At 32.5% G+C, this 15945-nt stretch carries 5 protein-coding genes; all 5 read left to right on the top strand.

What is annotated here, in order from left to right; genetic code table 11:
• Positions 1 to 524: T9SS type B sorting domain-containing protein (locus tag DFQ10_RS10640; protein ID WP_147299213.1), on the top strand; the 524-nt coding region annotated here is incomplete at its 5' end.
• Entirely contained in the window at positions 521 to 2989 is a 2469-nt protein-coding gene (locus tag DFQ10_RS10635; protein WP_115817402.1) for a T9SS type B sorting domain-containing protein, read from the top strand. The genes DFQ10_RS10640 and DFQ10_RS10635, both read left to right, overlap by 4 nt.
• Before the next feature lie 38 nt (positions 2990 to 3027).
• Positions 3028 to 4809, top strand: a complete 1782-nt coding sequence (locus tag DFQ10_RS10630) for a gliding motility-associated C-terminal domain-containing protein (RefSeq protein ID WP_245940687.1) — start codon at positions 3028 to 3030, stop codon at positions 4807 to 4809.
• 459 nt (positions 4810 to 5268) lie between these two features.
• On the top strand, positions 5269 to 10110 hold the full coding sequence (locus DFQ10_RS10625) for a T9SS type B sorting domain-containing protein (RefSeq protein WP_115817401.1): 4842 nt from the start codon (positions 5269 to 5271) through the stop codon (positions 10108 to 10110).
• A 140-nt stretch (positions 10111 to 10250) separates the two neighbouring features.
• Complete coding sequence (locus DFQ10_RS10620; RefSeq protein WP_115817400.1) at positions 10251 to 15917, top strand: T9SS type B sorting domain-containing protein; 5667 nt, start codon at positions 10251 to 10253, stop codon at positions 15915 to 15917.
• Positions 15918 to 15945: the final 28 nt, after the last annotated feature.

Genomic DNA, 15945 nt, shown 5'->3' with positions numbered 1-15945 from the left:
ATGGTTGTTTTAAAGAGAGAACTATTACAGTTTTACCTTCTAGTATTGCAAGAAATATAAATTTTGAAGTAGTTGATGCCTCTCAAAATAATTCGATAACTGTTCTAGTAGATGGAGAAGGTGATTATGAATATGCGCTAGGCAATAGCAATGGCCCCTATCAAGACAGTAACACTTTTAACAACGTACAACCAGGTTTATATACCGTTTATATACGTGACAAAAATGGTTGCGGAATTGCTGATGATTTAGTTTCAGTCATTGGATTTCCTAAATTTTTCACACCTAATAATGATGACGTAAATGATTATTGGCAGGTTTATGGTATTACAACACAATTTCAAGCTAATTCTATCATTTACATCTTCGACAGATACGGTAAACTACTCAAAGAACTCGATCCTTTAAGTTCTGGTTGGGATGGCAAATATAATGGCGAAAATATGCCAACCAGCGATTATTGGTTTAAAGTTACGCTTGAAGACGGACGAACATTTACAAATCATTTCACATTAAAACGATGACCCAATCCCCTTATCTATTTTTTAAAACTATACTTTCAATAATTATTATCTGTACCTATGCAGTTACAGCTAACGCACAGCAACCAAACGATTGTCAATTTGCAGTTACAGTTTGTGGTAATTCAGATTTTAGTTTAGATGTAAGTGGTATTGGCACACAAGAATTAAGTAATTCTAATACATGTGGAAGCCAAGAAAATAATAGTATTTGGTTACAAGTTAATATTGCTTCGGATGGCACATTGGCTTTTACATTAACACCAGGAAGTACAAATATTAGTGAGGATTACGATTTTTTTATTTTTGGTCCAAATGTAGACTGTAGTAATATCGGACAAGCCATTCGTTGCTCTACTACAAATCCTGCAGCTGCCAACCAAGGTAATAATCTAACAGGAATGAATTCTACCGCAACTGAAACATCCGAAGGCCCAGGAACTGATGGAGATAGTTTTGTTAGTGACATAGATGTCTTAGCAGGAGAAAGTTATTATATCGCTATAGACAGACCAGTAGGTAATAGTCCTTTTTCTATTGAATGGACTGGTACTGCTACGTTTCCAAATGCTCCGACAAATCCATTGCTTACAAATCCTACCTCTACGAGCTTATCTAGTATAGAGATTTGCGATAACTCTGCACCTTATGATGATAATATCACAGAATTTAACCTTACAACGTTAACTCAAGATATTATTAACGGAGAATCTGATGTACTTGTTAGTTACCATAAATCTGAAAGTGATGCAAATATCAATATTGATGCTTTAGGTGATATTTTTAATAACTCTGCAAGTAATCAAACTATTTACATTAGAATTGAGAACTCAACCACAGGTTGTTTTATTATTAACGATTTTGATATTATGGTCTCATCTCTAACCAACTTTAATATCCCAACCAACTATGAGATTTGTGATAACGATTTAGACGGAGACGACCAAAATGGAATGTCAACCTTCGATTTTAATATAAAAACACAAGAAATTTTAAATGGTATAGCAGGAGTTAATTATAACATTAGCTATTATTTAAGTCAAGTAAATGCCGAAAACGCTATAGCTACTTTACCTTTAAACTATACCAATACAGCCGTAACACCAACAGAAATATTTGTTAGAATTGAAGATATGGATTCTGGATGTATAGGGTTTACATCTTTTAACATAATCGTTGATCCAATACCAATGGCTAATGACATATCTATTTTACAATGTGATGAAGATGGCATTCCTGAAGGATTTACAACCTTTAATATTGTAAACTATTTAGATGATATAACTAATAATGATCCCAATTCTACAGTAGAATTATATCTTTCGTTAACTAATGCTGAAAATCAAAATAATATGATTGATGGAAGCGCTTTCAACAATTTCTTTAATCCTCAAATTATATATGCAAGAGTAACAAACACCAATTCGGGTTGTATTAACTATAGTGAAGTTTCTTTAGAAGTTAGCACCACATCTTCAAATAACGCCAGTATTGAGCTATGTGATACAGATGGAACAGAAGATGGATTTATGAGCTTTAATCTAACAGAAGCCAATGACACTGTATTAGCAGGAGCTCCTGCTGGTTTAGATTTAATTTATTACGAAACATATGAAGATGCTTTGATAGAAACTAATCCGCTTGGAACAACTTACATTAATACAACACCCTATAATCAAACCATTTACGGACGTGTAGAAAATGCTAACGCTTGTTATGGTATCAGTGAAATTGAACTTACCGTTTTTAAATTGCCTCAAATTGAAACAAATTTTGAAACTATCTATTGTTTAAATTCATTTCCCGAAACGATTGTTTTAAACGGAGGAGTTATAGACGATTCACCTAGCAACTATTATTACGAATGGTTACCCACAGGAGAAAATACTTCGGAAATTGAAATAAATGCTCCAGGAACATATACGGTTAAAGTCACAAATACAAACGGTTGTTTTAAAGAGAGAACTATTACAGTTTTACCTTCTAGTATTGCAAGAAATATAAATTTTGAAGTAGTTGATGCCTCTCAAAATAATTCGATAACTGTTCTAGTAGATGGAGATGGTGATTACGAATATGCGCTGGATAATAGTAACGGTCCTTATCAAAACTCTAGTACCTTTACCAATGTCTTGCCAGGCTTATATACTGTTTATATAAGAGACAAAAACGAATGCGGTATTGCGGACGATTTAGTTTCTGTGATTGGTTTTCCTAAATTTTTTACACCTAATAATGATGATGTAAACGATTATTGGCAAGTAAAAGGCATTTCATCACAATTTCAGTCTAATACATCTGTATTTATTTTTGATCGTTTTGGCAAACTCTTAATTGAACTTAATCCATTAAGTTCTGGATGGAACGGCACATTTAATGGAGAAAAAATGCCAACTAACGATTACTGGTTTAAGGTTAAGTTACAGGATGGACGAACATTTACGAGCCATTTCACTTTAAAGCGGTAATTTTAAATATTGTAATTTAGTAATGCCAACCAAAAATTTTGAAAAAAGTATTTTACATATTAAGTAGTCTCATATTTGGTATGGCAATGCCTGCAATTGCTCAAGATATTTCTTTGTTTCAGCAATTTAATGGTAGATATGATTATACGGCTATTGGTAACACTTTAAATACTGTAGAAAATGGGATTTCTGCTCCTTGTGCAATTTTAACATCGTCTAATGCCAATTTAACTCTAAACGCTAATCAAAATGTAATTGCAGCATATTTGTATTGGGCAGGTTCTGGAAATGGAGATTTAGATATTGCATTAAATGGAATACCCATAACTGCTGACCGTACATTTAGTGACGCATTAGATACTACTCGTGTGTTTTTTGCTGCGTTTGCAGATGTTACTGATATTATAACAGCACAAGGAAATACGACTTATACAATTTCAGATTTTGATTTAACAACGACCATTGTACCTTATTGTTCTACTGGAACTAATTTTGGTGGTTGGGCGATAACAATTATTTATGAAGACAACAGCTTACCTCTAAATCAGCTTAATGTATATGACGGACTGCAAAGTGTTCCTGATTTTTTAAGTATTACACTTGATAATCTTAATGTACTCGATAACGAAAATGCCAAAATTGGTTTCGTAGCATGGGAAGGTGATCGATCCATAGCCGTGAACGAGCAATTAACTATTAATGGAAATGTTATTAGTAATTTTCCATTAAATCCTGCAAATAATGCTTTTAATGGCACTAATTCTTTTACAGGAGCCACAGATTTGTATAATATGGATATTGATGTTTATAATATTCAAGATAATATACAAATTGGAGATACCTCGGCAACCATTGCCCTAACCTCTGGTCAAGACTTTGTAATGATAAATAATGTCATCACAGTTTTAAATAGTCAGTTACCAGATGCTACCATAGAAATTAATGATTATTTGGTGTATTGTAATGATTTTAATATTGAAGTGTTTTATACCGTTAACAACTTTAATAGTACTGACATATTACCTGCAAATACTCCGATTTCATTTTATAGTGACGGACTATTTGTTGGTTCAAGTGAAACCATAAATCCAATTAACATTAATAATAGTGAAAGCAATTCTATTGTACTCAATTTACCAATAAGCACAAATCCTTTGGTTAACTTGTTGGCTATTGTAGATGACGATGGCTCTATGAACGGAATTGTAACAGAAACAAACGAGAATAACAATACAACGTTTACGGATATTGAACTACTTCTTATTCCTGAAATAACAACATTACCTAGTATTATTGGCTGTAATGTAGGCTTTGAAACCTCAACATTTAATTTATTTGATGCGCTAGAGCCTATAAACTACGATGATGAGGATGTTGCATTCTATCATTCGTTAGAAGATTTAGAAAATGAATATAGTCCTATACTCATACCAACGAATTATAATAATGTGTCAAATCCTGAAACTATTTATATGAGGCTTTTAAGTCCTCCTTGTTATGAGGTTTTTCAATTTAATTTAATTGTTGAAAATTGTCCACCTACAATTCCTCAAGGTTTTTCACCCAATAGCGATACTAAAAACGATTGGTTTAACATCCAAGGTTTATACGATATATTCATAAAACACGAGTTACAAATTTATAACCGCTACGGAGTCCTTATTTTTGAAGGTAATAATGATACGCCATGGGAAGGCAAAATAAATAGAGGTCTTGATAATAAGGGAAATAAAGTTCCTGTTGGTACCTATTACTATATCCTAAACTTAAACGATTCAAATTATCAGCCTTTCATGGGTTGGGTTTACGTGAATTATTAGAGTCATCAAAATTTCTTAAAAACGTTAAAGTTTTAGACCATTCATCTTATTTTTTTGCTATTGTCCAATACATCCTTTAGTTTTATAACCGTTAACAAAGTTTCCTTGTTAATTCCCTCTTTTTAAAACATCCCTCTAAATAAAATTTTACTTAAATCAGAAATCTATCATATAGATTTTGTTGATATAAACGGATCATATCGTTTTTCAGATTAAGCTATTTCTATAACATAAGTTTAGAAATTTTTTAATTCAATTTGGGAAGAAAGACCTCGTTTTCGGGGTCTTTTTTAAACAAAACTGCATTTTTGGCTACAAAATGTTAATTTTTTGTGCATTTCAGCGTATTTTTTTGTATTTCATCCTTTTTAATTCTACATTTCGCCCATATTAAAGTACGTGTGTGCGTTAGCCCCAAATCTACCCTACACTACAGCTTTTTAACTTAACCGAAACTAAATGACTTATTTCAACCGCTCCCTCTGCTTATTTATTGGCCTAATTTGTAGTATTTCTTATGCTCAACAAGTTACTGTAGATAATTCAGTTTCACCACAAGACTTAATTCAAAACACACTTATTCAAGGTTGTGTAGAAGTCTCAAACATTTCTTCACCTTCAAACGGATCTTCCATTGGTATTGGAAGTTTTGGATATTTTGAACGTGCTGCTTCAAATTTCCCTTTCGAAAATGGAATTGTTTTAACCACAGGTAATGCCACATCGGCAGGTAATGGACAAAACAACACCATCTTAAACGAAGGAGATGCTACTTGGTTAACAGATAGTGATCTTGAAACTGCTTTAGGTATTTCAGGAACTGTTAATGCGACTTCTATCGAATTTGAATTTGCTTCAATTTCTAATCAAATACAATTTAATTATATATTAGCTTCAGAAGAATATTTTGGTAATTTTCCATGTGAATATTCAGATGGTTTTGCTTTTTTAATTAGAGAAGCAGGGACAACTGATCCTTATGTTAACATTGCTTTAATCCCTGGAACAACCACTCCTGTAAATACAAATACAGTACACGATGATATTGTTGGGTTCTGTGCTGCTTCAAACGAAGAATACTTTGAAGGTTATAATGTAGGAGATACTAATTATAATGGAAGAACTACTGTACTATCTGCTACAGCTACAATTCAACCTAATGTACAATACCAAATTAAATTGGTTATTGCAGATCAAACTGATAAGAATTATGATTCTGCCGTTTTTATAGAAGGTAACAGTTTTGATGCTTCTGTAGATTTAGGTGAAGATTTTACAACTTGTGCTAGTAGTACTGTATTAGATGGAAACATAGAAAACACAAATGCTACTTATTCTTGGTTTTTAAATGACGTTTTAATTCCTTCCGAAAACCAATCTACATTAACAGCTGCTGTATCTGGAAATTATCGTGTTGAAATTACTTTACCACTTGCTGGTAGCTCTTGTGTTATAGAAGATGACATTAATATTACTTTAAGTTCAACGCAAACTTCAGATCCTATTACAGATTTTCAACTTTGTGATGATCTAAGTGGTGACGGTCTTGAAATGTTTGATTTATCTACAAAAGATGCTGAAGTTCTTGCTTCAGTGCCATCATCTAGTTATGCCATTTCTTATCATTATTCTAATGCAGATGCTATTAGTAATAGTAATGCCATAACGAGTGCAATTCAAAATACAGGAAACCCACAAGCTATTTATGTAAGAATTGAAGATACTGTTAATGGTTGTTTAGCATTTTCTACATTCAACTTAATAGTAAATAGTTTACCAATAATTACAAACCCTACATCATTAGTAGTTTGTGATGACCAAACAGCAGACGGAAGTACTGCAATGGATTTAAACGCATTAAAAGATAACGAGATTACGCTTAGTCAAACCAACCTTGTAGTTACTTATCATAGTTCTGCTAGTGATGCTGCGGCTGGTGTTAATGCTTTCACGATGCCTTATACAAACACAAATTCAACCGAACAGTTGTATGTAAGCGTTCAAAACCCAGAAACAGGCTGTATTAGTACAACAAGTTTAAACTTAAGTGTTATAGAAAGTCCTGTAATTAATATGGATCCTCATTATATAGATGCCTGTGACACTGACCATAATGGTTATGCTAATTTTGATTTATCATCTATTATTCCAGAAGTATTAAATGGATTAACTGGTGTCAATGTAAGTTTCCATACATCTATAGATGAAGCCGTATCAGGCGCAAACCCTATAGCGGATGAAACAAATTATGGAAATATTATTAGTGAACAACAAACTATATATATCAGAGTAGAAAATGGAACCTCTGGTTGTGCTTCTACTACTCCAATTGAACTCCATACCAATTTACTATTGACTGCTACAATTATTGAAGATGTTACAGTATGTGATATTGGAGATGATAATTCAGAAGAGTTTGATTTTAATGATATCGAGGCAGGCATAGTTCATGAGTTAGAAGATATTGAAGTAGAGTTTTACGAAAGTGAAAACGACAGAGACAATCAAACAAACCCTATTAATAAAGCTTTACCTTATAACTCACAAAGTAATCCTCAAACCATATACATCACTTTAGAAAGTCCTACTTGTTTTGATGTAGCCGAGTTTGATTTAATATTATTTCCGGTTATAGAATTTGAATCTGTTGTTAGCCTCATAGTTTGTGATGAAGATCAAGATGGGTTTACAGCTACAGATTTATCTACATTAGATGGAGATGTAACCAATGGAGAAACTGGGTTCAACGTAAAGTATTTTTTAACGGAGCAAGATGCTATAGATAATACTAATGCCTTACCTAATATATATACCAACCTAACGAATCCTTTTACACTATACCCAAGAATTACATTTGCACAAACAGGATGTTTTGATTATAATTCCTTTGAAGTTACAGTTTTACCTGCACCAGAGAGTGAAAAACCTTTAGATATTATTATTTGTGATGCAGATAGAGATGGTTTTTCTCCAATTAATTTAAACCATAGTATACCAAATTCAATTTTAGCAACGCCAAACCGTTCTGTTACTTTTCATAATAGTTTAAACGATGCTGAATTAAACGAGAATCCAATTGGTAATATTTCTAATTACGCAGCTCAAACTGAAATCGTTTACATGCGTGTTGAAAACACTAATACAGGTTGTTACGCAATTGAAGAACTAGACATTATTGTAAACACCTTACCGTTTGTAGGTGATTTATCTAATTATGTAAATGAGCTTAATTTTTGTGAAGACAATTCAGATGGTATTGGAGAATTCATTTTTGAAAATAAGGATACAGAAGCCTTAAGCGGACAAACTGGTAAGGAAGTTTCTTATTACCTTAACCAAACGGATGCTGATAATAAAACGAATGCTATTGATAAAACAAGCATCTATGAAAACATTAGTAATCCACAACAAATCTATGTAAGAATTGATAATATCACTGACGAATCTTGTTATGAAACCTCTTCTTTTACTATTGAAGTAGGTACAAACCCAATATATAATGAACCAACCGATTGGTTTGTTTGTGACGACAGTGTTGTTGATGGTTCCGTAATGCATGATTTCACTAGTAAAATTGAAGAAGTATCTGCTGGAATTCCAGATATACAGACTGTAAAATTCTTTACATCTGAAGACGATGCTATAAATAACACTAATGAAATTCCTTTACAATTTGCTAATACAGTAAATCCACAACAGATTTATGTACAAATTGATAATGGCACCATTTGTCAGTCTATTACATCATTTGTTGTTAATGTAATTAGTACACCAAACGTTGCGCCTGCTGATCCATTAATAGAATGTGATGATGATACTGACGGATCGCTTGTATTTGATTTAACAGATGCAGAAGAAAATATTTTAGATGTAAGACAAGAAGATCTTGAAATTAGCTACTTTGAAAGTTATGAAGATTCTGAAGCAAATGCGAATGAAATAACAAACCCAAACAGTTATACTAATACATCTAACCCTCAAACGGTTTACATGAAAGTAACTAATACAATTTCTAACTGTTATGTTGCTTTACCAATACAATTGATCGTAAATCAACCTCCTTTTATTAATGATTTTGAAACTTATACGGTATGTGCTAGCGATACTAACACTGTCGATTTAACAGAAATCAATGAAATAGCTGTTGATGTTAATTTTAATGTTTTATTTAGTTATTTCACAAATGAGGCAGATGCCATAGCCAATACAAATGCTATAGACACTAATTACGCATATCAATCAGATTTTGATATGTTGTTTGTAAGAACCGAATTTAGCACCACACATTGTTCTACTTATTATCAGTTTAATTTAAAGGTTGAACCTTTACCAATAGCGAATCAACCTGCTAATTTAATGGCATGTGATGACGATTTTGACGGTATCTTAGAGTTCGACTTAACACAGCAAAACTCAAGTATTCTAGGTGGCCAAAACCCAAGTTTATATACCGTAACGTATCATAACACCATGCTTCAAGCCAATGACAATGATTATGCTATAAATACTGATTATTTCGCTTATGATGGTGAAGTGATTTTTGCAAGAGTAGAAAACAATAATACAGGCTGTTACAGTATCACACAATTTTCGACCATTGTAAACCCTCTTCCAATTATAGATATTGGTAACCAGGTCATATGTTTAGGAAATACACCATTATTGGTATCAGCTAATACAAATAACCCTAATGACACCTATTTATGGTCTACTGGAGAAATAAGTCCAGAAATTGAAATTACAGACGTTGGCAGTTATTGGGTTGAAGTTACCTCAGAATTTGGATGTGTAAACACACATAACTTTGGTGTTTCAGAATCGGAATCTGCAACTATAGAAACAACTGAAATTGTTGATTTTTCAGACCCTAACAATATTACAGTAACTATTAGTGGAATAGGAAATTACCTTTACCAACTAGATGATTTAGAAGCACAAGAATCTAATGTATTTGATAATGTACCTATGGGTTACCATACCGTAACAATTATAGATTTAAATGGCTGTGCAAACGAAACTAAAGAAGTATTAGTTGTAGATATTCCTAAATTCTTTACACCAAACAATGATGGCACAAATGATACATGGCATATTGTTGGTATAGAAACATTACCTGGCACTATTATTAACGTTTTTAATCGCTATGGTAAACTTATGACACAACTAAGTGAAAACACTCCTGGTTGGAATGGTATTTATAATGGCGAAAAAATGCCTACTAGCGATTACTGGTACGTTGCAGATGTACAACGTGGTTCAATTGCATTTCAAGTAAAAGGACATTTCACTTTGAAACGATAAACCTCAACGATTTACTATTCATCCAATTAAATAAGTAACTTATCTTAAAAATCCCCTTTATTGGGGATTTTTTATTACTTTTTATTCTCCTAAATTGCTTCAATATTAATTAACCTGCGCTTATTTCCCTATACAAAGCAGTGAGATTAAAATATATATTTTCCCTCGTTATTACCCTAATAAGTATTTATTATGCTTCTGCACAACAAATAACTACAGACGATACTTTATCGTTAGAACAACTTATTCAGCAAAATTTAGGTCAGAATTGTGTAGAAATTTCAAACATATCTTCAAGCGTAAATGGTAATTTAAATGGATTCAATAGTTTTGGATATTTTGAGCGCGGAAATTCTAATTTTCCGTTTGAAGATGGCATAGCCATTACCACCGGAAATATTAATTCTGCTGGAAACATTTTAAATACAAGTCCTCTAAACGAAGGTGATGAGTCTTGGGGAACTGATCTCGATTTAGAAAATGCTTTAGGTATTGACCAAACACTAAATGCTACATCTATTCAATTTAACTTTGTATCTGTTGCGAATAGAATACAATTCAACTATATATTGGCTTCCGAAGAATATCAACAAGAATTTCCTTGCTTTTATTCCGATGGATTTGCATTTTTAATTCGAGAAGCTGGCTCTTCTAACGCGTATACAAACATAGCTGTAATTCCTGGCACATCTACTCCTGTTAATACCAATTCAATACATGACCAAATAGAAGGTTTTTGTGCAGCCGAAAACGAAGTGTTTTTTGAAGGTTATAATCTCGGAGATACCAATTATAATGGTCGTACTGTTGTGCTTTCTGCTATGGCTGAAATTCAACCCAATGTAGCCTATGAAATAAAATTAGTCATTGCCGATCAAACCGATCATAATTTTGATTCTGCAGTATTTATAGAAGGAAATAGTTTTAACGCAAATGTAGATTTGGGTCCAGATATTACAACTTGCGGAGATTCTGTAGCATTAAATGGTAATATTCAAAATTCGCAAGCTACATATCAATGGTTTCAAAATAACATGCCTATAGCAGGAGAAAGTAGTCCTGATTTAGAAGTCCAGTCTTCAGGTACATACAGAATTGAAATTACAATACAACTCAATGAAACTTCGTGTATTATTGAAGATACCGTAGACATCACTTTAAACTCAGAACAATCTTCAACTCAAATTTCAGACTTTATTTTTTGCGATGATAATGAGGATGGCATAGAGAATTTTAATCTTACCACTAAAAACAATGAGGTACTGGCTTCTGTACCTCCTTCAAGTTATAACATTAGCTATCATTATACCAATGAAGAGGCGCAAAACAATAACAATCCTATTTTAAGCACCATTCAAAATACAAGTTCACCACAACCTATTTTTGTACGAATAGAAGATACAGCTAATGGCTGTTTAGCATATTCAACATTTAACTTAATTGTAAATGAAAAACCAGATTTTGTAGATCCTGATCCTATTGTAGTCTGTAAAGATTCAACTTTAAATGGATTTACATTAATAGATTTAACAGTCGCAAATGATCAAATAATCGATGGAAACACTAATCTATTTATCTCGTATCATTATTCACAACCCGAAGCAGATTTAGGCGTCAATCCCATTTTTTCACCTTATTCTAACGCAAATACTTCCGAAACTTTATATGTTAGGGTTTATAATGCACTTACTGGCTGTTATTCAACCACTTCAATTTCTGTTGAAGTACAAGATACTCCTTCTATAAATTTAGAAACACAATGGATTAATGCTTGTGAGCAAGATGATGATGGTTTTGAAAATTTTGACTTAACAAGTATTATAGATGATGTATTGCAAGGACTTACTGGTGTGGACGTAAGTTTCCACCCGAGTTACCAAGATGCTCAAAGTAACACAAATCTAATTGCTAATCCTGAAGAATATCAAAATACGATACCTGGATTTCAAATGATATTTATCCGTATTGAAGACTCTACAACAGGCTGTTATGCCATTTCTAATTTAGAATTGCACTCCAATATTATTGAAACAGGTTTATCCTTAAATGTTATTACAGAATGTGATGATAGTAGCAACGATGGCATTGCTAATTTCGACTTAAATGACGTTGAGACTCAATTAGCTAATGGTTACGATGGATTTGAATTTACGTTTTTTGAATCTGAAGAAGACAGAGAAAACACTATAAATACCATAGATGAATTTACTCCTTTTAACGTTACCGATAATGGAACTATATTATATGCTATTGTTTTAATTGATGGTTGTGAAGACTATATAGATGTTATTCTACAAATTGCACCAGCCATAATTTTAACACCTCAAAGTATCGATTATTGTGATGAGGATAGCGACGGATATACCACTTTAATTATGGATACTTTTAACAGTGTTGCAAGTCAAGGTGTACCAGCCGTAAACATAAAATATTATCTTACTGAAGACGATGCTATAAACAATGAAAATATACTTCCGGAATTTGTTTATAATACCTCAAATCCACAATTATTACATATAAGAGTAACCAATGCACAAACGGGATGTTATGGTATTTCTACTTTAGAAGTCAATATTGTTGATGCTCCTGAGGTAATGACTGCAGAACCTATAATTATCTGTGATGACAATGACGATGGTATTTCTACAGTAAACTTAGAATCAAAAATCCCAGAAATAACTACCTCAACTACTGGCTTAGAAATTAGCTTTTACAATGATTATACTTTTGCTATTGAAGGGGAAAATGAAATTTCTAATCCTGAGAATTACACAACGTCGACAGAATATATTTATGCTCGAGTAGAAAATTTAGCAACAGGCTGCTATAGCATTTCTGGATTTTACGTCTATATTAATACAGTACCACAATTTATTCCTATCACAAGTTTTTTAAATTGTGAAGCAGATATTAGTGGTGTTGCCGACTTCTATTTCTATTTAAAAGATGCCGAAATACTAAACGGTCAGCCAGATAAACAAGTTCTGTATTACGAAACAGAAGCAGATGCTATTGCAGGTAATAATAGTATAGACAAATATTCTATTTATCAAAACACCTCAACTCCTCAAACTATTTATGTTAGAGTAGAAAATTATACCGATCCTAGTTGTTTTGATACCTCGTCGTTTGAATTGGTTGTAGGATCTATTCCTATTTTTAATCCTGCAACAAGTATTTTTGTTTGTGATGATATTAGTAATGATGGTGTTGTTACGGTAGATTTAAATGAAACCATAACGCAAATGGTGGCTGGCAGCCCAGAATCTTTAGATATTACATTTCACAACTCAGAATTTGATGCAAGTAATAACCTAAATCCTGTTCCACTAATCTACTCTAACACTACAAACCCTCAAACTCTTTTCGCTAGAGTTGATAATAACAATTATTGTAAAGGGATTTCTGCCTTTGAAATTAATGTCATCTCTGCTCCTATTGTTAATCCTTCTATTCCGTTAGAAAGTTGTGATGATAATTATGATGGCTTTTTAACTTGGGATTTATCACTTTCTGAAGAAGACATTTTAGACGTTAGACAAGATAATATTGTAGTTTCTTATTTTGAAACTACTGAAGATTTAGAAGCAGATACAAACCCTATTTTAAATCCTGAAAATTATACCAACATTACAAATCCGCAAACAGTCTATATTAAAGTGAATAACACAATTAGTAATTGTTTTGTCATAGTCCCTTTAGACATAATTGTTAATCTACCACCTATTTTTAATGATATTGCAATCTATAATATATGTGAAAACCCAAACAAAAGTTTTAATCTTCTAGAAATTGAATCAACATTAATTAATACTGAAACACAAGCTGTACTTTCATATTTTGCAACTCATAGTAACGCTGAAATCAACATAGATCCATTAGATCCCAATTACACGTATCAAACCATAAATGATACTTTATATGTTAGAATTACAGATCCCAATACAGGCTGCTATGTTATACATGATTTTATTCTGCAAGTAAACCCATTACCAATTGCAAATCAACCCAATGCTATTGAATCTTGTGATGATGACTCTAATGATGGTTTAGCTAACTTTAACTTAGAATCGCAAACCAATACGGTCTTGGGTATGCAAAATTCTAATGATTTTACAGTCACTTATCATCTGAATATTACAGATGCCGAAATAAATGAAAATCCTATTTTTTCGGACCATGTTGGATTTAACGGACAACTTATACATGTTAGGATTGAAGATAACGAAACAGGCTGTTTTAGCTTAACTAATTTTACTTTAATCATCAATCCACATCCTAATTCACCGCTACCACTTTTTGAGTGCGACACTAATTATGATGCTATTACTCCATTCAATTTAACGACTGCAGAAGCTGATTTATTTACTACTGTAAATCCAAATAATACAATTTCGTATTTTGAAACTTTAGACGATTTACAGATAGATAGTAATCCTATTTTAAATCCGGCTAACTATTCTAACATCAGCAATCCGCAAACTGTTTTTATAAAAGTAGATAATTCAGTAGCTAACTGTTTTACATATGTGCCTTTACAATTATACGTCAACCTACCTCCTGCAACACATGTAATTAACGCATTTGATATTTGTGAGAACGATACTAATAGCTTTGATCTAACAACCATCAACGAAGTCATTTCAGATAATCACTTCAATGTGCTATTTAATTATTTTGCATCTGAAGCTGATGCCATTTCTAACGATAATATTTTAGATACAAATTACACCTATACAAGTACGAGCACTATAATTTATGTACGGATTGAATTTAGTACCACACACTGTTATTTTATTTTCCCTTTTGAACTTCGAGTAAACCCAATACCAATCGCAAATCAACCATCAAATCTTACGACTTGTGATGACGATTTTGATGGCTTTTTTAATTTCGAATTAAATCAACAAACAGCAGTTATTTTAGGCAATCAAAACGCTAATAACTTTAGTGTTTCTTATTACAACACAACTCTAGATGCTAACGAAGACACAAACCCAATTAATGATGTTTCTTACAGTGGTTTTAATAACGAAATCATCATAGCCAGAATAGAAAACAATACAACAGGTTGCTATAACCTCACTAATTTTTCATTGATTGTAAATCGTAAACCTTTTGTAGCCATTCCAGACCAAGTCGTTTGTATAGACAATTTACCTTTGGTTGTTTCTGCGGAAACTTCGTATGATTCTGACACGTATTTATGGTCAACAAATCAAATAAGTTCTGAGATCGAAATCACGGAAATTGGTTCCTATTGGGTAACGGTAACTTCAGAGTTTGATTGTACTACCACAAGTACTTTCAATGTTACAGAATCTCAATCTGCAAACATAGAATTGGTTGAAACGGTTGATTTTTCAGACCCTAATAATATTATCATTACTATAAGTAATGTCACTGGTAATTATAACTATATTTTAGACGATGGTGACCCTCAAGAATCTAATATTTTTGAGAATGTCGCTTTAGGTTATCATACTATAACCATCATTGATTTAAATGGTTGTGCAGATGTCACTAAAGACGTTGTTGTGGTTGATGCTCCTCAATTCTTTACTCCAAACGGAGACGCAATTAACCCAACATGGCATATTGTTGGTATTGAGACTTTGCCTGGTAGTGTTGTCTATATCTTTAATCGTTATGGTAAATTAATAACCCAACTTGGTTCTAGTACACAAGGTTGGGATGGTACATATAATGGATATAATATGCCAGCCAGCGATTATTGGTTTTTAGCAGAAATAAAACAAGGTAATGTTGCTTTTGAAGTTAGAGGCCATTTTGCCTTACGTCGATAAATTGATTCATTGTTAAGTTAAAAACGCA

The sequence above is a fragment of the Winogradskyella eximia genome (assembly GCF_003386165.1).
Lineage (GTDB): Bacteria > Bacteroidota > Bacteroidia > Flavobacteriales > Flavobacteriaceae > Winogradskyella > Winogradskyella eximia.
Note: the sequence above shows the minus strand (reverse complement) of the source record. Positions and strands in the feature narration are given on the sequence as shown.